Consider the following 19,839-nt stretch of genomic DNA (forward strand, 5'->3'; position numbering starts at 1 on the left):
AATGGCAAAGTTAGAGAATAATAACGAGAATGAGAACAAAAAATCAGTAGCTGGAAACCTGGGTGACCAGGTACAGAAAGCTGTTGAAAATGCTGAAGGAGTAGTAAAGGATACCGTAAAGGGAGCATCTGAACTGGCTTCAGATGCTATTCATCATCCGGTAGAAACGGCTGAAGAATTCGGGAAACAGGCCGTGAAAGATGTGACAAGCTATTCGTGGTGGGCTAAATTGTTGCTGATTATCTTCTGGCTTGCCGTTTTTATTGTTACTGCCATTGTCATCATCATTAATCTTCCGGCTACCAAACAGTGGGCTGCCAATCAGGCTCTGCAAATCGTTAACAGGGATTTCAAAGCAAAAATGTCTACGGAAAGTGTAGAGGTTAATTTCTTTGGGAATGTGAAAATTAAAGGTCTTAAAATTAAAGATTACAAAGGACTCGATTTTATCACCGCAAAGGAATTTATTGCCAATTCCGATTGGTTTTCTCTGGCGACCAATATCGGGAAGAACAACTCTTTAAGTTTTAATTCTCTTACCCTTAAAAATGCAGATGTAAAAGTCATTACTTATAAAGGAGACAGTATTTCGAATTTTATCCGTTTTACCCAATTATTCGACAGCGGAAAGAAAAGAGATCCGAGTAAGCCGCCTTTTCAGTTAAATTCCAGACTTCAGATTCTTGATTCCAAAGTTTCCATTGTCAACCTTAATTCACCAGGAGAGGCCGGAAAATGGCTGACGGCAACCCATTTCAATTTAAAAGCTCCGAATGTAAAGGTGAACGGAGCCAATATTTCTGCGCTGATCAATAATATGTCCTTCGTCACCAAAAGATGGGGGAAATCTCATACGGTAGATACATTTTCAACCGAGCTTTCGATGACCCAGGATTTTCTGGCTCTGAAAGATCTGACCTTAAATACGGATCATACCCTGTTACAGGGAAATATTAAATTCAATCTCAATAACGGATCGTGGGCAGACTTTGCAGACCGGGTACGCTGGGATATGGATCTTAAGCAGGGAAGTCAGCTCAGCGGATATGATATCAGTTATTTTGTTACCAACTGGGATAACAGTAAGCCTTTCAATGTTTCCGGAAAAATGACAGGTCCACTTAATAAATTTCACCTTGATAACTTTCTTATCCGGAATCCGGACGTGAATATTGCCACCAGGACCATGAGGGTAGACAATTTGCTGAAGGGGAATTTCCTGATTGAGACCAACAGCCTTTCGACAGACTTCACCTATAAGGATCTTAAAGCCATGATGCCTTCATTTATTTCGGTAAAAATGAAGAATTTTGCTGATGATTTCGGAAAATTAAAATATAATGGTGCCGCAAGGGTGACTCCTCAACAGGTTGATGTGCCAAGCGGTAGCCTGATGACCGGAATAGGGCAGGCAAAAATTACCAGATTTTCTCTTAGAGATTACAGTACAGCGCTTCCTAAATACAGCGGTTATGTAGAAGTGAGAGACCTGAATACTTCTGTGATTACAAAAAATAAATCGGTAGGCCTGATTTCCGGAAATTTTGATCTCAATGGCCAGAGTTTCGATGCTGAATACCATGCGGATAACGACAAAATCCCAGATTTCAAGTATCGAGATTATGAATAAGGAAATCAATAACCTTAATCTGGATGGTTTACTGGATCATAAAAAATATAATGGTCTTATTACCGTAAATGATGAACAGGCAAAAGCCACGGTGAAGGGGCTGATCGATTTCAGCACGCCAAGGATTTCAATGAATGTGGATGCTGATGTAAGCTATTTAAATATGAATTATTTTACCGACAAATCCGGAAACCAGATCGTAAGTGGTCAGGTAGTTGGTAAAATGTCCATGTCTTCTCTTAATGATCTCGTTTTGGATGTCGAAGCCAATCATGTCAATTTTGCAACAGCTGATCAAAAATACAGTATTCCCAGTGCTAAGCTTAAAACTTTTATTGAAGCAGGGAAGCGGGTGATCGATGTGGATGCTCCCGGAGCCGTTAACGGTACAATTTCAGGGAGATACAACCTGGCAGACTTATCCGGGATGGTTCAGAACGGATTAGGTAAGATACTGGTAGGACCGCCACCGAGAAAACTGTACCGAGGACAGGAGTTTGATATGAATTTCGAGGTTCAGCAGGGACTGGTAAGTTATTTTCTGCCGGATCTGAAGATTCCGCAGGGAGCCAAAGTAGAAGGAAGATATGACGGGAACTCAAATAATTTAATACTGAACCTGGATGCAGCTGCTTTAAAATATATGATGACCCAAAAGGAGGAAATCACAGAAGCAGACAAGGCTCTCGCTGCAGCAAATCCTGAGTATAAAATTAATGACAGGGGAAATATCTCCCGGGACAGTGCAATGGTCGACAGTGTTATGGTGAGAATAAATACTGCGAACCTCGATGAACAGATTTATGCAAAAATAAACAGGATACAGTACAATCAGAACATTCTAAAAGATATCACCCTGAGTGGCAGAAACGAAAATAATTCCGTCCTTCACCTGGCTGCAAAATTTAAGCATGGCAATCCGGAAGATGAGACGAGTGGTAATCTGAAAGAATACGCCATCAATGTGAATCAGTCTACTGATCCTGTCGGGGATTACGTATTCAGATTTGAACCTACGGAGGTAAAATTTAATAATGTAACCTGGGCCATTGATACCAGTACGGAATTAGATCATTCTATTACTTACCGGAAGAAGACCGCAGATTTTGACATTCATAACCTGCGCATTTACTCGGATAACAGTGCGCTATTAATAAAAGATGCGCAGTTTAAATCAGCAAAAGATTTTTACGTAGATGCCGATATTGATAATTTTTCAGTTGAAAAAATTCTGGAAATGCAGCCTGGCGGAAATTCCATGAATATCAAAGGGCTGGCAAACGGTAGTGTGAAAATTAAAATGGACAAAAGTACACTTCAGCCTTTGGTGGATATGACCATTGATGATATTGAAATGAATGGAAATGACATGGGGAATATCACCATTTCTGCAACGAATGGTTTTTCCTTAAATGTTTATGATATCGATATCAAAGTGACGTCGGCAGGCGTTATCGGAAATAATAACCTGAGTGTTATCGGAACGATCAATAACAATACAGCTTCTCCTACCATCGATCTGACGGCTGAAATGAGAGACTTTGATGTTGCTTTTGCCCAGCAGTTTGTACATACTGTTTTTGGTAATTTAAGAGGTAAGGCTACAGGCGACCTTAAAGTGACGGGCAAGTTCAGTGATCTCGATTACAGTGGTGATATCGCTCTGAAAGGTTTCGGTCTGAAACTGTTATTTACAGGGGTAGATTATACCTTTGATGATACCGTGATTCCTTTAACGAAAGGTCTGGCCATCCTTAACAATATTGAAGTGCATGACGGACGCACAAATTCCAAAGGAAATATTTCCGGAGCCATCCAGTTTGAAACCATTTCTTCCTTGGGGGTCAACCTGGTGATGAGAGCAGACAATTTACTGATGCTGAATACGGCTCAGAAGGATTATGATCTTTTCTGGGGTAGGGTCTACGGCCAGGGCGACCTTTATGTGGACGGACCTGTTTCGGGCTTAAGTATAACGACGCCTAATATGAAAGCCCTGAATGGAAGTACCTTTACCTTTAATTCCGGTTCCACGTCAAATGTGGAAGAATTTAAGATGCTGAGGTTCCTGAAAGAAGGAAAAGACGGATTAATTACTCTTGAAGAAAAGAAAAAAACGGGAGCGAATATGAATCTCGACTTCAACCTTGATGTTGATAAAGGGACAACCGTAAATGTTCTGGTAGGAGACGATGTTGGGAATATTATGGTAAAAGGAGTGGCAGATGACCTGAGATTCCAGATGAGCAGACAGGGAAATATAGCCATGGGCGGTACCTATAAAGTCGATAACGGGACATTCGTCTCAAAGGCTATTCTGAATAAAACATTTCAGATCGAGAAAGGGAGCAGTATCCGCTGGGACGGCGATGCGATGAAGCCTGCCCTGGATATCAGCGCCAATTATGTGAGAATGGTCTCCAATGCAGGGGAATACCTTAATATGGGAAGCCTGCAGCCGATCAGTATTCTGCTTCAGGCCAATATTACCCAATCATTAACCGATCCGAAGGTGGATCTTAACGTTTCTGCCCTGGATGTTTCCAGTCAGGTAAAAGAAACACTTGCGGCAAAAATGAGTCAGGATGGGGAAAAGGTGCTGCAGTTCGGCTCTATTCTTTTGCTGAACAGTTTCAACGTTTCCAATACCGGGGGAGTAGAGGTGGATGTGGCCGGTGTCGCTGAATCTTCAGGGTATAATATGCTGCTGAAGCAGCTGGGTTCTGTTCTTAATACGATGAGTAATGAATTTCAGATTGACCTTAATTACGTAAAAGGTGATCAGTACTCCAATATAGGAGACCGGGCCAATGCAGGAGTAAGTTTTGCCCTTTCACCACGTATCAAAGTAAAAACCGGTTTAGGGATTCCTCTAACAAAAACAGAAAATACAGAAACCAATTACCTCTCCGGAGAAGGATCCATCGAGTACGACATCTCTAAAAAGAACGACGGAGGTTTGATCTTAAGAGGGTATTCCAAGCCTTCCAATATCGGTATGGTGAATGGTGCGGGGTCAAACGGAACTGCTAATCAGGCCTATGGTGGAGGTATCGTATGGACCAAGAGCTTTAATTCTTTGTTTAAAAAGAAGAGAAAAGATAAAAAACAGGCAGATGCCAAAACTGAAATAAAAACAGATTCTACAAAATCAGGGGGTAAATAATCTGAATATTTTAATGATTTTTATCATCTGTGTTAATTATTGTTAATATTTGATATAATTTTTTTAGTTAAATAATTTTTTATAAATTTGCAAAAAATACTTATATTTTTTAAGGAAATTGTAATTTAACTAATATGAACTATCAACTGGACGAAATAGACAAGAAAATTCTTGATTTCTTAGTAGAGAACACAAGAATGCCTTTTACAGAGATTGCTAAGCAGATGGATGTTTCTGCTGGAACAATTCACGTAAGAGTGAAAAAGATGGAAGATGCAGGTATTATTTTGGGATCATCTCTTAATATCGATTATGGTAAATTAGACTACCATTTTACAGCATTCATTGGTATACTTTTAACAAAATCCAACCGTACTCAGGAAGTACTGAAGGAGTTAACCAGTATTCCTAATGTAATTGAAGCAAGTGTAATTTCAGGAAAATACAATATTTTCTGTAAAGTAAGAGCTAAAAATACAGAAGATGCGAAAAGAATTATTTATCAAATAGATGATATTCAGGATGTCATGAGAACTGAAAGTATGATTTCTATGGAAGAGTACCTAAGTGACAAGAATAGATTGATCAACGCTATTTCTATTTAATTCAAATTTTAAACGAATTATATAAAAGAACTTATGAAATCTCTCATAAGTTCTTTATTTTTGTACCTATGGAAGAATACAGTTATTTTGACGAAGATCCTAAGAAAGGATGGGGCTTTATTTTGGCATTTGCTTCTTTAATGCTGTTTACGATTATGGGCCTGGGAATCGATTTCGATGAATATTTACAGCATGAATTTCTTAATATTCCCAGATGGTATTTCTATATCATTTTTTCAATAGATTTCCTGATGATGGTAAGCCTGGTACTGATGTTCTTTTACAGAAAAATAGGCATCTTCACATTTCCGGCTTTACTCGTGCTGCACTTTTTTATGCATAACTATTACTTATCCACGTTTCTGTATACGGATGTTACCAATCTTTTCCTGTTTACAGGATTCGGGATGCTGGCGATTATTCCAAAATGGAAGTTTTTTAAGTAAATTCCAACTGCAAATGATATTTGATTATTCTTCAGAAATCCGGGCATTCTCTAATAATAAAACTTTATCACACAGTTCTCTCACTTCTTCAGGGTTATGACTGATAACAAAAATGATTTTTTCTGATTTGAGTTTTTGTATTAAGCCGTAAATAAATACCTTATTTTCTTTGTCTAACGAAGAGGTAGGTTCATCTAAGATTAAAAACTGCGGATCATGGTATAAGGCCCTCATCCATCCCAGCAGTTGTTTCTGCCCCCCGGACAGGTTAATTCCTTCTTCCCCTACAAGCGTTGAAAATCCCTGTGGTAAGATGTGGATCAACTTATCAAAACCCAGTGAAGTTAATTCCCGTAATTTTGATTCATCTGCCTGTCTGTCAATAATAATATTTTCAAGAACATTTCCGTTGAATACCTGTATGTTCTGCGGAACAATGCCGGTTAAGCGGCGCCAGCTGTTCAGTGAAACATCTTCCAGACGGATAACTCTATTGATAATAAGTTCCCCTTTTTCCGGAAGATAATTTTTTTGTAATATTTCAGTTAAGGTGGTTTTACCGCTTCCGCTTTCTCCCAGAAGACAGGTGAGGCTTCCTTTCTGCAATGAGAAAGAAACGCGATTGAGCAGTCTGCTTCTTCCATTGAACCGGAAATCCATATTTCTGATATCAATAGAAATAAGGTCTTCTATTTCCACGCCGCCTGATTTTTCCTTTTCTAACGAAGAATATTCAAACATTCTGTCAAAAGCCACTTTAGCTTCCTGTATCGGAATACTGGTTAAAGCCAGATTAGCCACTGAGGAGAGCAGTGAACCTGAAATTCCTATAATGGCCATCAATTCACCGATTTTAATCTCATTATTTAAGACATGATAGGAGGAAAAACCGATAATGAGCAGCAGAAAAATAACCAGTGCTGTTCCGGAATACAATGAAATAAAAAGATTAATTTTCCCCAATTCAAAAATTTTCGTCTGAAAAAAGCTGAAAACAGTTTCGTTTTTCTGTATGAACAGTTCCTGTTTCGAAAATCCTTTAACCACCTCTATTCCCCTGATGCTGTCTATATAATTCGCTTCATTCGAACTGTAGGACTGCATAACGTTTCTCTGAGCCTCTATAATTTTCTTATTAAAACTGAAAATAATATAAAAAATTACCGGTGAAACAGCAATACAGATGAATGCCAATTTCCATGAGTAAAAGAAAAGAAATCCTATGGATATAAACAGGCTCAGAAAATCTACTACAGTGCCGGTGATCAGTTGTTTTATAACCGTCTGAATTCTCTGGGTATCATTCAGTCTTGCTGCAAAGTCCCCGATTCTCCTGCTGTCGAAAAACATTTTGGGAAGATAAAGAAGAGAAGTATAAAACTTTTTATTGATTCTTTCGTTAAAAGCTTTGCTCTGTTTAATAATATATAATTCCCTTAATGCCTGTATGATGACTTTCGAAAAGAGCACGAATCCCAGAAAGCAAATACTTAAAATAAGAAGAGCTGTTTTTCTACCGGGTAAAATGTCGTCTATAAGCTTTTGAGAAAAAACGGACATGGACAAGCTCAGTATACTTAAAATGATCCCCAGGAAAATAATACTGTACAACGCTTCCTGATCTTCCCGGATAAGGCTTTTAAGCCATTTTCTCTTTTCTGTGTTTACCTGATCTCTTCTCCGGAACGTGGCATTAGGCTTTAAAGTGAGGCAGGTCTTAGACTGCCAGACTTCTTCCAGATATTCTTGTGTCCAGTACTTCAGGCCGCTGGCAGGATCTCCGATAAGAAACTGATGAGTTCCATTAAAAGGGCAAGAATAGCATATAACATAATGTTCAAATTTTTGGTCTATGATAACGTGTAAAATCACAGGCTCCCCATGTTTTTTAAGCGCCTCTATATCCGCTTCGCAGCCTTCAGCATCAAAGCCTATAGCCAGGGCGCACTGGTATAAACCGAGAAGGGTGGTCCCTGTTTTGCCTGTTCCGCTTTTTTCGCGGAGCATCTCCAGTGAAATATCTCCGCCGTAGTACCGCACCAAAGACTGCAGACATCCTGCGCCACAATCTGTCAGATCTTTTTGAAGAGCAAATGTTTTTTGTACCCGCTTAGTTATTTTCATCAGTGATGCTCATTAATTTTTCAAGTTTTACGACGCCTGGATTTCTTTTGATCAGGCGGTTGTTTCTGTCATAAATCAGGAAATAAGGAATACTGCTGATGCCCAGTTTTCGGTAGAGCACTGCCTGCTCATCGTGACACCAGAAGATGTGATCTTTTTTCTCCAGCTGATAGTGCCGGGAAAATTGCCTGATTTCATCCAAAGGCTCGCTGGCCACCCAGATCCACCGGACATTTTTATAGTTTTGATATTTTTTGGATAACTCCTCCGCCTCTGCCTGACAGAAATGGCAGCCCGGGCTGAAGTACAGCAGTACTTTAATTCCGGCGCCATCCATCATATCATCAGAAGAGAAAGAAGTTCCGGAAATGGTGGTGAGATGAAATGCAGGAGCATTTTTCAAAGCTTCTGTTTTTTCCTTCTTTTCCCGGAAGCTGAAATATAGATAAACCATAATCCCAATCAGTAAAATCGGGATAACAGCAGCCGATATTTTTAAAAGTTTCCTCTTTTTCATTTTTCTTAAGTTTTTTAAAGGTTATCCGGGACCTTTATTTTTTATCCTGATGATATTTTACCACCTGCATGACAGCGAGGATCAGAAAACCACCCGCACCTATGTAAGACCATAGGCCCGCCATTCCATACCCCTGTACCATTACATTAAGAATGGCTATAAAGAGAAACGTATACGCTCTATATTTAGGATTCAGCATGTCAGTACTGGGCATTAAGGATAAAAAATGAAACCAGGCCGACCCAGAATAGAAGTCCGACTCCATAGGTAAGAGCGACCAGGCCAAAGGATTTAAAATAGCTTATCTTATTATCGGAAAGCTCCCGGATTCCCCAGGCAAGAATTCCCCAGTAGAAAAGCTCAAACAGGTTCACCAGTTGTAAAGGATATGCCAGCCATTTTTCAGTGGAAATGGAATTCCGCAAGTTAAGCAGGGAAATAGGATAATAGGTCTGTAAAGTTTCCATGGAATAATCCGTATCGATCCAATAGAAATTGGCGAACTTATAAAATCCTGCGATGATAAATACAGATTCTCCTATTAATGCGAGAAGAACAAGATCTGAGAACTTGATATTATCTAAACCCGGCAAATCTAAAAGCTTAATAAAATTGAGACAAAAAGCGACCAATAAAACCTTTAATCCAATGAGTAAAGGTGTAGCTGCGTAGCTAACCCATCCCCATTTCTTCTGGCTCTGCAAATAATTTTGCACCACTTCGCTTGGATAATCTTTAGCTAGAAAATCTGTGATTTTGGAATAGGTGGTAATATATGTTTTGTCTAAATAAGTCAGTAAAAAATAGCATAAAACAATGCTTATGTAAAATGTAAGGTTTTTCATCAAAATATGTTTTTAAAATAAATACTAATTGCTTATCCAGTTATTGTTCAATATATGAAAGCTGTAAAAACAAAAAATCAGGAACATTAAAAAGTAATTAATAGAATTCTTTCATTCGCAGAAAAATAGAGAAACATTTTTTCAAAAACGGTTTTTTGGTTTTTGTTTCTTATTTTGATCCTTTCTATAAAATGCATCTTGGCTATTCAAAAACCAGAGGGGGGCCGCCCCTCTAGTTAATTAGTATTAATCTATTTATAGATATCTTACACATGTATAAAATACTGTTGCACCAATATCTACTAATGCAACATTCCTCGTTGCAACACCTGCAACTACCATCCAGGAAGAGAGAAAGCAATTTCCACCATGGATATTTTCAAGTCTATTTTTTGATATTTTTTTCATTACATTGTTCTTTAGAATTAATATATACTACATTTGCCAGAACACATAAAGCGGGTATCAAGAATAAATAATAATAAACATCATTCTTAATTTTTAAAATATTACTTGGAGATAAAATTAAATATAACGTGATCAATGTAATACTTATATAGAGTCCATTTCGAATTTTTACCTTTGTGTTCATCTTTTTATTTTTTAATTAAGGAAAACAGTCGCCAGCAGTAGAAGCCAGACCAATCATACCTGCAAGTACTGCTGGGTAAAAGGCAGCAACGGCACCCATACCAAGAATAGCAGCTCCTTTTAAAGCGCAATCCCTTCCGTGGCCACTACCTTGCAAATTTTCCATTTGCGAAACATTTAATTTTTTCATTTTGTCAAGATTTTAAATTTAGTATTTTTTTTTGCCATATAATCCCTGGCATGGGTATTTGCTGATCAGCTTTATATCTATATTTTTTGTACTGTACACATACAAGAAATAAAATATTTGTTTTTCCTGATAACAAAGATGCGAGGGAATAATAACTATAACAAATAAAACACTCCAAAATTGACCAATCTTAGTTTAATTGAAATCAACATTGACCAATTTTGGAATTAAACAGTATTCAAATTATTAATTTTCAACACTATAAACTATTTGGTAAAAATAATAAAAATGTGGTATTATTGCATTTCAAAAAACACTTATGCCTAAAATTTTGTTACTTTATTTTCTTTTTAGCAGTTGTATACACTTTTCTCAAAGTATAAGCAATTTTCATATTCCTGACTCTTTAAAAAATAAAACTTTTGAACAGCTAGAGAATTATTATAGTAAAGAATTTCGGAATGATGACAAAGCAATATTATACGCAAATACTTTTTTAAAGAAAGCTAAAAATGAAAAGAATACCAAAAAACAGTTTGACGGATACTTTTTTCTCTTCACAAAATTTAAAAAGAATTTGAAGTATACTGACAGTATACAAAATGTCATTAATAAAAACAATAGTATAGATGTATTATCATATGGAAATTATAAAATTGGAGATATCTACTTCAATTGTCATAAATATAATCAGGCATTAAGTAATTATCTAAAAGCACTTTCCTATGCAAAAAAGAATAACAATATTAAAGAAATAATCCTTATAAAGCATGCAATTGGAAAAATAAAATATTTAACATATGATTACGAAGAAGCTTTAGAAATTTTTAAAGAAAATTATAACTATATTAAAAACGAGGAAAAAAAAGACCCCAATAATTATTTATCGATTTTACATAGTTTGGCAATTACATATAACGCTATTGGAAAATATGATTCGGCTTATAATTGTGCAGAAATGGGTAGGTCAAAATGCCTTATTTATAATAAAAAATATTATTTCAGAGTATATGATCTCAGTTGCTATATTATTAAGTTTTATCTCAAAGAATACTCTAATTCAATTAATGGATTAAAACTAAATATTGATTATTTTAAAAAATATGATTCTACCAATCTTGGGATATCATACATGTACCTATCCATGAATTTCCAGCAATTGAATAATAGACGCGAATATTTTTATTATTTTAATAAAATGGATTCTGTACAGAAAAAAATAAAATTTATTCGTCCTGAATTGATAGGTTTATACAAAAAATCTTTACAATATTATGAAGAGGAAGGAAATAAAGATAAACAAGTTTATTTGATTGATAGGCTTATAAACCTTAATGATACTATTTATAAATCAAATTATGAATTTTCCAAAGAGATTCACCAAAAGTTTGACACTCCTGAACTGTTAAATCAAAAACAGAAACTGATTTCAAATTTAGACAAAAAAAATACAATATTGTACTGGTTTCTCGGTGGAGGTTTGGTGCTGTTGCTTATATTCGTTTATTTATACAGTATAAATCAGAGCAAATTGGAAATATATCAAATTAGGGCTCAAAAATTAATTGATATACAAAATAAAAATTTGGCGATTGATCAATCTGATAGTTTTAAAAAACTTGATGGAGAGATTGAAAAAATACAGGTTCCTGAGATATCAGGAGATCAGAAAAATAAAATTAGAAGTCAAATCCCTGAAAATATAAGACAGGCACTTATATTAAAATTGAATGATTTTGAACAGCAGAGAATATTTTTAACTAAAAGTATTACCTTGTATTCTTTATCTAAAGACTTTGAAACTAATAGAGACTATCTGTCTAAAATAATTAATGAAACAAAAGGTAAAAGCTTTTCAAATTATATAAATGAATTGCGAATTAATTATGTCATTACCGAATTAAAAGAAAACAAAAAATTAAGATTAAAAACTATAGCTGCTATTGCAGAAGATGTTGGGTTTAATAATGTCGAATCCTTTACGAAAGCATTTAAAAATATTACTGGTACGCTGCCGTCATATTACATAAGAATTTTACGAGAAGACGACAATCAATAATTATTAACCTTTTTATGACTTAACAATACGATATTGATCAATATCGGTAACATTCTCTAAACATATTTCGAAAAAAAGCACTTATTTTGAATGGTAATCTAATCTTAAAAATCAAATAGAATGAAAAAACAAAATGAAAAAACGCAAAGGAAATTATCTTTAAAAAAAATTCGAATTATTAATGTTACTAGTTTGAGAAAAATTAAAGGAGGTGATGGAAGTGACGGAGGAAATAATACAGGGGATCTAGGGCAAAATACATCAATCCAAAGTTTGAATATTATAAATAATTTTTAAATAGAATTCTAGATCAGCATTTTTAAGATGTGAGGTACTACTTTAAGTTCCTTGCATCTTTATTTTAAATTATAATAATATGAAATATATAATTTTGATTTTTTGTAATCACCTTCTATTTTCCCAAACACCGGTTTTGCTTAAGCAAATACCTTCAACAGATCAATATTTCGGAAAAAAGATAATTGATGAATATCGTCATCTTGAGCATGTAAAAGATTCATCTGTTTTGGACTGGATGAAAAGTCAAAATCGTTATGCTGACACTATTTTAAAGTCGATTTCAAACCGTCAATATTTGATTGACAAACTTAGTGAAATGGACAGCGAAAGCGAATATTCAATATCCCATCTGCAAATTACAGATAACGACAAATATTTCTATTTAAAGAGAGAGGTTAAAGAAAATAGTCAAAAACTTTATCTCCGAAATGGGCATGATGGAAAAGAAGAATTATTATTTTCTTCTGCTGAATACAAAAAAAATAATAAGGAGTATGTTATAAATTATATAAAACCTAATGGTGATGGATCCAAAATTGTTGTTGCTCTAACCGAAGGAGGAAAAGAAATTGGAGAAATGATCATTATTGATGTTGAAAAAAAAATCATATTGCCTTATCTGATTACGCATTGTTGGCCATCTGACGGGGGTGGAGTTTCCTGGTTACCTGATAATAACGGCTTCATTTATCTCCATTATCCTATAACGGATAATAAATCAGATTTGTTTTTAAAAAACATGGCTGCCGTAGTATATAAAATAGGTAATGATCCTGAAAAAATTAATCCCATATTGTCAAAAACAGAATATATAGAGCTAAACTTAAAAGAAGAAGATTTTCCTATTGTTTCAATTGACAAAAATAACAAGAACTACCTGATAGGAAAGATTGGAGGGGTTGCAAATTTTTCAGACACTTACTTTGCTTATTCTTCAGAATTGAACAGTGGATATATTAATTGGAAATCCCTGTATAAAAAAGAGGATAAAGTTGTAGATTATACATTGGTAAATGATGATTTATATTATGTGAGTGCAAAAGATTCAAAAAACAATTTTGTTGCACACACCTCTTTAAAAAAACCTGATTTCCTATACCCAGAAATTATTATAAACGAGATGAATGATGAGGTGATTGGATCTTTATATTCTACAAAAGACGGCTTATTTATTACAACAACAAAGAATGGAGTCGAATCTAAATTATACCTTTATAATTCGCGAAAAGAACTTCATGAAATTATTTTACCGATTTCGGCCGGTAATCTAAACTTAACAACAAAATCAAACAACTATACTGATCTTTGGGTAACTTGTTCAGGATGGAACAATCCGGACAGACGATATAAATACAATGTCTCCGAAAACAAATTTATTCCTGAAAATATAAATCCTGTAATAGAATTTTCTGATTTTAAGAATGTTAAGGTTTTAGAAACAACGGTAAAATCCTTCGATGGGAAAGACATTCCCTTATCCGTCATTTATAATAAAGAACTCAATCCGAAAGATAAATTACCATTATTGGTCTTGGGCTATGGAGCATACGGAACTTCCTACAGCCCATTTTATGCTAAGATTGCTTTGTTATGGGCTGTAAAAGGAGGGATCGTGGCATATGCACATGTAAGAGGTGGCGGAGAAAAAGGAGATGAGTGGCACTTAGGAGGATTTAAAAAGACAAAACCTAATTCATGGAGAGACTTTATTTCCTGTATCGAATTTATGCATCAAAAAGGATATTCAAACCCAGGTAAGACGGCAATTTGGGGAAGTAGTGCAGGAGGAATAGTAATGGGTAGGACAATGACAGAAAGACCGGATTTAATAAAAGCGGTAATTATAGCAGCCGGATCTCTGAACACGGTAAGAATGGAAACATCTCCGAATGGTCCTAATAATATAAAAGAGTTCGGCACAGTCAATAATAAAGAGGAGTTTGATTATTTATATGAGATGGATTCTTATCACCACATTAAGAAAGGAATAAAGTATCCTGCAACCCTTATAACAGGGGGATATAATGATCCAAGAGTCCCAGTATGGGCACCTGCAAAATTCGCAGCGAAACTAATGGCTGATAATGCTTCTGAGAATCCCATCTTACTGAAGGTCGATTTTGACGGTGGTCATGGAATTGATAGCACTAAGAAAAAGGCATATGAAAATATAGCTGACATTTTCGCATTCGCCTTCTGGCAGTTAGGACATCCGGATTACCAGCCTAAGAAAAATACAAAAAATAAATAACCTGTTGTGCAGATAAATTTTAACGAACCTATTATGCTGTAAGAATCAGAAACTCCCCACAAAAAATGTGAGGAGTTTTATTATTAATAGTCTTAAATTATTTCTGCACTGTTGAGTCCGCACTCCAGATTCGGCACTGTACTTCCATATCTTTCGGTATGTAGAATACAAGAGGAAGTTTGCTGTTATAGGGTGCGATTTCCCAGATTCATATTCTTTCAGAATATTGATAATCTGATGTTCTGAAAGTTTGCTCTTTTTCATAATGTCTTACAAACTAAATTTAATATTTTTTTAATTCGTCTGAGAGACAGGAAAGTTTATCGTCCGCGTAAGTGGCTTTCATATATTTTGTTTTTCTCAAAAATATGAAAAAAAATAAATTTACATTGATAATCAGGGTTTTGTGCTTTTTTTATAGAATTGTAGTAAAATATTTATCTGCCATTTAAAATAACAAAAAAAGCATCCATTTTTGGATGCTTTTACTTTATATCAGATAAAAGAATACTTTATTTTTCTAAAATTCTCTTCACTGTTTCTTTCACGGCAGTAGCGTCGATTTTATATTTTTTCATCAGTTCAGCAGGGGTTGCAGATTCCCCGAAAGAATCATTTACCGCTACGAATTCCTGTCTTGTCGGTCTCTTTCTTGCAAGCATACCTGCAACAGACTCACCCAAACCACCAAGATAGTTGTGTTCTTCAGCCGTTACAATTTTGCCCGTTTTTTCAACCGATTTTAAGATGATTTCTTCGTCAAGAGGCTTAATCGTGTGGATATTGATTACCTCGCAGGAAATTCCTTCTTTTTCAAGTTCGTCAGCAGCAACCAAAGATTCCCAAACCAGGTGACCCGTTGCAACGATCGTTACATCCGTACCTTCCTGTAAAAGAATTCCCTTACCGATTTCGAAAGGCATATCTTCAGGAATGAAAACCGGAACCGTAGGTCTTCCGAATCTTAAATATACAGGACCTTCGTGATCAGCAATCGCGATGGTAGCAGCTTTTGTCTGGTTATAATCACAAGGGTTAATAACGGTCATCCCGGGAAGCATTTTCATCATACCGATGTCTTCCAGTACCTGGTGTGTTGCTCCGTCTTCCCCTAAGGTAAGTCCTGCGTGAGAGGCACAGATCTTTACATTTTTACCGGAGTAGGCAACAGACTGACGGATCTGGTCATATACTCTTGAAGTAGAGAAGTTGGCGAACGTTCCCGTAAATGGAATTTTTCCCGTAATGCTGAGACCTGCGGCAAGTCCGATCATATTCGCTTCTGCGATACCTACCTGGAAAAATCTTTCCGGAGCTTTTTCAATGAATTTCTCCATTTTCAGAGAACCGATAAGGTCTGCACAAAGAGCTACAACATTGGGATTTTTATCAGCAAGCTCAGCTAATCCGGCTCCGAATCCTGAACGTGTGTCCTTTTTTTCTGTATATGTATATTTCATTTTTTAATTTTTAATCGAGATTTTTTAAATAAGTGTTTAATTTCTTTTTATCAGATTGATCTAGTTTCCCCTGAATTTCATTAAGATAGAGAACTTCCCTCCGTATTTCATCCAATGTGATTTTGATTCCTACCGAATGGTTATCTGCCTGGGTGAGATACAGGTCACATATCTGACCGACATAATTTTTCAGATGACCGCCCAGCTCCTTATTACTGAAAGAAGGCAGCTCGGTTTCGAAATTCTTACAGTGTTTCGGGATGCCTTTCAAAAGATTTTTATTGATCACATTATGAATGGCCAGGTCAGAAGGTCCGCTCTGAACATTTTTGTACTCAGAAACATAATCCGGAATGTAAGAATCAACTTGAGTATCAGGTACAGGATCTGCAAAAGCCGCCGCAGTATCTACATCTACAAATGCAGAATCTGCATACACTACCGAATCTGTTTTCATATTACTATATTCCTCTTCCTGTCTCTGCTGAGCCAGCATGATAGAATCCTGTTTTCTCTGTTGGCTCATCATCGTTTTCAGATGATCAAAATACACAAAGTCTTTGGAATCTTTTATCGAAGTAGCTACAAAATATTCTGTATCATAGGTCTTTTCAGGACCGCCTTTTAAAATGAGTCCTTTTACCCCTGAACTTTTTAGTTTTATACTCTTATCAAAAAAACTGATGAGTCCGCTAAGAACAGGAATATTGTTATATGCCGAATGATCATCAATACAGACTTTAAAAGATTCCTTTCCTTCGTCACGGTCTTTCCGTTTAAGAGTAAGCAAATAATGAGAACAGGAAATGCCCAATAGCGTTTCTCGGGTATCTAATTTCTTACTTTCAAGATCATAGTCTTTCTTATCTCGTGAATACCCGCTGAACCCGTAATACAAAGATGAAATTAAAAGGTCTGAACTTTCGAGACGGTTATTCATGACCAGATCTACCGCAGACGTTCCGATCCTGTCTGTAAAGAAATAGACAGGCAGGTTTTTAAGCGCCATCTTAGTCAGAAATTCTCCGTTTTTGCCGGTATAGGTCTTCAGGAAACCATCAGCCTTGTTTTTATCAATGACTTTATAATCAATTTCTTTGTCGAAATAAATTTTCTTTTCCTGGGAAATCCCGGAAAAAAAACTGAAAAATAAAAAGATCAATAAAAACTTTTTCATGGTAACTGAATAAATCTGATATAAGATATTAGTAATCAGCCGGAGCTTCTAAGTATAATTGTTTGAATGCAGTATCTAATTGCTCATCATTCGGCGCTTTTCCGTGCCATGCATGGCTTCCCATCATATAATCTATTCCGAAGCCCATTTCTGTATGCAGGATGATAACGACAGGTTTTTCTTTGCCCGTTTCTGTTTTTGCTTTTTCCAGAATAGCAATCACCGCTTCAAGATCATTACCGTTTTTCTCTTCAAGAACAGTCCATCCGAAGGCTTCCAGTTTTGCATGAAGATTTCCTAAACTCAATACATCATCGGTATCTCCGTCGATCTGACGACCATTGTAGTCGATGGTTGAAATGATATTATCCACTTTTTTAGCAGCCGCATACATAAAGGCTTCCCAAACCTGACCTTCCTGCAGCTCACCGTCTCCGTGAAGGGTGTACACCAAAGAATCGTCACCGTCTAATTTTTTGCCCTGTGCAACACCTAATGCTACAGAAAGACCCTGTCCAAGAGATCCTGAAGCAATTCTGATTCCCTCAAGCCCTTCGTGAGTAGTAGGGTGACCCTGCAATCTTGAATCTAATTTTCTGAAAGTTCGCAACTCATCTACCGGAAAAAAGTTGAATCTCGCTAAAGTAGAATAGTAAACCGGAGAAATGTGTCCGTTCGAAAGATAGAAATGATCCTCATTTTTACCCTCCATGGTGAAAGGAAGATTATAGTTCATGACCTTTCCGTAAAGGGCTGTGAAGTATTCCGTACAACCTAAACTTCCACCCGGGTGACCGGAATTTACAGCATGAACCATTCTTAAAATGTCTCTTCTGATTTGCGTAGTAAGAGATTTTAACTCTTCGATACTTTTACTCATTTTATAAGATTTATTTGCATGCGAATTTACAATTTTTTGCCGGCTTACGGAAATGCAAAAATCCGGATTGAAACCCGGATTTTGAGTTGGTATGATTAATATGATACTAATTTATTTCAGATAAAATGTAAAATTATCTTTTTCTGATCAGCCAGAGTCCTATAAATGTCAGGAATCCGTTGATGATTAAAAGTTCTAAACCGATTTTAAATTCTCCGAAAATAATTTCCTGATATTTATCGATAAAATAAGAAGCGATAGGAGAGGCGATGCAGACGAAAGGCACCAGTTTATCCTCCACTTTGTATTTCGTAAAAATCCCGAAGGCAAAAAGTCCTAACAGAGGTCCGTATGTAAAACCTGCCAGTTTCAGGATCAGCCCGATCATGGAATTATCGTTGATGAGTTTAAAAATAACCACCATAATCAGGAAAGAAAATGCTACGATCAGATGCACATTTTTTCTGAATCTTTCCTTTTTCTTCTCATCCCATTCTTTTCTTTCCTTCATTCCGAAAACATCGATACATAAAGAAGAGGTAAGAGCAGTCATGGCACCGTCTGCGCTGGGAAACAGAGCCGAAATTAAAGCAATGATAAAGATAATGGAAATAAACGGCGGCATATGATTGAGTGCAATATCAGGGAACAGCTGATCTCCAGCACTTGTTACCTGTTCTTCAGCACCGTAAAGATGCAGAAGACCACCCATATAAAGGAACAGGGAAATTACGCCAAGCAGGATAAATCCCAGGGTTACCATATTTTTTTGCGAATCTTTTAACCTGGTAACCGATAAGCTTTTCTGCATCATTTCCTGATCTATTCCGGTCATGGTAATCGTAATAAAAGCTCCGGCCAATATCTGTTTGAGAAAGAAACTTTTTTGATGTGGATCAAAATCAAAGATTTTAGTGTATCCTTTTTCATTCATGGCGGTTAAGCTTTCTCCAACATTCAACCCTAGATGATTCAGCATATAAACAGTACAGATAATCAATCCCAAAAGCATACAGGAAGTCTGCAGGGTGTCGGTCCAGACAATGGTCTTTACACCGCCTTCGTAAGTGTAAAGGATGATCATTGCTAAAATAATGAGTGTGGTCACGATAAACGGAACTCCCAGACTGTCTAAAATGGTAATCTGTAAAATATTCACGACAAGGTATAATCTCGCTGTGGCACCTACCAGTCTTGAAACAATAAAAATCCAGGCTCCCGACTTATAGGAGAGCTGTCCCATTCTCTGCTGAAGATAGCCGTAAATGGATGTCAGCTTTAACCGGTAATACAGGGGAAGGAGCACATAAGCAATAATGATATACCCGATGAGATAGCCTAAAGTTATCTGAAGATAGCCAAACTTATCATTTCCCACCGCTCCCGGGACACTTACGAAAGTAACTCCTGACAGGGAGGTTCCGATCATTCCGAAGGCAACAAGCATCCAATTGCTTTTACGGTTTCCGATAAAGAAACTTTCATTATCACTTCCCTTTCCGGTTCTGTAAGCCACCCAGAGCAGCAATGCGAAATAGATGATAATAATGGATAATAATACAATTGGAGACATATTTATTCGATTAAAATTTTACAAA

16 protein-coding genes and 1 pseudogene are annotated in these 19,839 nt (G+C 36.3%); 6 read left to right on the forward strand and 11 right to left on the reverse strand.

Annotation, left to right across the window (positions count from 1 at the left end):
* The first annotated feature begins 1 nt into the window (after position 1).
* The 3 genes and pseudogenes from ODZ84_RS19085 to ODZ84_RS19095 all read left to right on the forward strand — a co-directional run bounded on the left by ODZ84_RS19085 (position 2) and on the right by ODZ84_RS19095 (position 5,847).
* Positions 2 to 4,796: pseudogene (locus tag ODZ84_RS19085) on the forward strand (translocation/assembly module TamB).
* Between the two features lie 134 nt (positions 4,797 to 4,930).
* Positions 4,931 to 5,401, forward strand: coding sequence for an Lrp/AsnC family transcriptional regulator (locus ODZ84_RS19090; protein ID WP_042723244.1), 471 nt, complete (start codon positions 4,931 to 4,933; stop codon positions 5,399 to 5,401).
* A gap of 68 nt (positions 5,402 to 5,469) precedes the next feature.
* Positions 5,470 to 5,847, forward strand: a complete 378-nt coding sequence (locus ODZ84_RS19095; RefSeq protein WP_266173980.1) for a hypothetical protein — start codon at positions 5,470 to 5,472, stop codon at positions 5,845 to 5,847.
* A 24-nt stretch (positions 5,848 to 5,871) separates the two neighbouring features.
* Here ODZ84_RS19095 and ODZ84_RS19100 read toward each other — a convergent pair whose 3' ends face one another.
* The 6 genes from ODZ84_RS19100 to ODZ84_RS19125 all read right to left on the reverse strand — a co-directional run bounded on the left by ODZ84_RS19100 (position 5,872) and on the right by ODZ84_RS19125 (position 10,114).
* Positions 5,872 to 7,971, reverse strand: coding sequence for a peptidase domain-containing ABC transporter (locus ODZ84_RS19100; protein WP_266173982.1), 2,100 nt, complete (start codon positions 7,969 to 7,971; stop codon positions 5,872 to 5,874).
* Entirely contained in the window at positions 7,958 to 8,488 is a 531-nt protein-coding gene (locus ODZ84_RS19105) for a TlpA family protein disulfide reductase (protein WP_266173983.1), read from the reverse strand. Before ODZ84_RS19105 ends, ODZ84_RS19100 begins: the two co-directional genes overlap by 14 nt.
* Before the next feature lie 34 nt (positions 8,489 to 8,522).
* A complete protein-coding gene (locus tag ODZ84_RS19110) occupies positions 8,523 to 8,687 on the reverse strand; it encodes a hypothetical protein (RefSeq protein WP_266173984.1) in 165 nt (54 codons plus the stop codon).
* Between the two features lies 1 nt (position 8,688).
* Positions 8,689 to 9,333, reverse strand: a complete 645-nt coding sequence (locus ODZ84_RS19115; RefSeq protein WP_266173985.1) for a hypothetical protein — start codon at positions 9,331 to 9,333, stop codon at positions 8,689 to 8,691.
* A 255-nt stretch (positions 9,334 to 9,588) separates the two neighbouring features.
* Entirely contained in the window at positions 9,589 to 9,741 is a 153-nt protein-coding gene (locus ODZ84_RS19120; RefSeq protein ID WP_266173986.1) for a hypothetical protein, read from the reverse strand.
* Positions 9,742 to 9,940: 199 nt separating this feature from the next.
* The gene (locus ODZ84_RS19125) at positions 9,941 to 10,114 is read right to left on the reverse strand and encodes a hypothetical protein (RefSeq protein WP_266173987.1); all 174 of its coding nucleotides are present in this window, start codon (positions 10,112 to 10,114) and stop codon (positions 9,941 to 9,943) included.
* Positions 10,115 to 10,433: 319 nt separating this feature from the next.
* On the opposite strand from ODZ84_RS19125, the gene ODZ84_RS19130 reads away from it, so the two are divergent.
* The 3 genes from ODZ84_RS19130 (at position 10,434) to ODZ84_RS19140 (ending at position 14,724) form a co-directional block, all read left to right on the forward strand.
* On the forward strand, positions 10,434 to 12,173 hold the full coding sequence (locus ODZ84_RS19130; protein ID WP_266173988.1) for a helix-turn-helix domain-containing protein: 1,740 nt from the start codon (positions 10,434 to 10,436) through the stop codon (positions 12,171 to 12,173).
* A gap of 120 nt (positions 12,174 to 12,293) precedes the next feature.
* The gene (locus tag ODZ84_RS19135) at positions 12,294 to 12,470 is read left to right on the forward strand and encodes a hypothetical protein (RefSeq protein WP_266173989.1); all 177 of its coding nucleotides are present in this window, start codon (positions 12,294 to 12,296) and stop codon (positions 12,468 to 12,470) included.
* A gap of 79 nt (positions 12,471 to 12,549) precedes the next feature.
* On the forward strand, positions 12,550 to 14,724 hold the full coding sequence (locus tag ODZ84_RS19140) for a prolyl oligopeptidase family serine peptidase (RefSeq protein ID WP_266173990.1): 2,175 nt from the start codon (positions 12,550 to 12,552) through the stop codon (positions 14,722 to 14,724).
* A 97-nt stretch (positions 14,725 to 14,821) separates the two neighbouring features.
* On the opposite strand, the gene ODZ84_RS23490 is transcribed toward ODZ84_RS19140, so the two are convergent.
* From ODZ84_RS23490 to ODZ84_RS19165, 5 genes are all read right to left on the reverse strand, one after another.
* Positions 14,822 to 14,932 (reverse strand): ecotin family protein, encoded by a 111-nt coding sequence (locus ODZ84_RS23490; RefSeq protein ID WP_323670687.1) that lies wholly within the window; start codon positions 14,930 to 14,932, stop codon positions 14,822 to 14,824.
* 304 nt (positions 14,933 to 15,236) lie between these two features.
* The gene (locus ODZ84_RS19150; protein WP_266173991.1) at positions 15,237 to 16,184 is read right to left on the reverse strand and encodes a transketolase family protein; all 948 of its coding nucleotides are present in this window, start codon (positions 16,182 to 16,184) and stop codon (positions 15,237 to 15,239) included.
* A 10-nt stretch (positions 16,185 to 16,194) separates the two neighbouring features.
* A complete protein-coding gene (locus tag ODZ84_RS19155) occupies positions 16,195 to 17,361 on the reverse strand; it encodes a hypothetical protein (RefSeq protein ID WP_266173992.1) in 1,167 nt (388 codons plus the stop codon).
* A gap of 28 nt (positions 17,362 to 17,389) precedes the next feature.
* The gene (locus ODZ84_RS19160) at positions 17,390 to 18,241 is read right to left on the reverse strand and encodes a transketolase (RefSeq protein ID WP_266173993.1); all 852 of its coding nucleotides are present in this window, start codon (positions 18,239 to 18,241) and stop codon (positions 17,390 to 17,392) included.
* A 133-nt stretch (positions 18,242 to 18,374) separates the two neighbouring features.
* Positions 18,375 to 19,814, reverse strand: coding sequence for a sodium:solute symporter (locus ODZ84_RS19165; protein ID WP_266173994.1), 1,440 nt, complete (start codon positions 19,812 to 19,814; stop codon positions 18,375 to 18,377).
* Positions 19,815 to 19,839 lie beyond the last annotated feature (25 nt).

The sequence above is a fragment of the Chryseobacterium fluminis genome (assembly GCF_026314945.1).
Lineage (GTDB): Bacteria > Bacteroidota > Bacteroidia > Flavobacteriales > Weeksellaceae > Chryseobacterium > Chryseobacterium fluminis.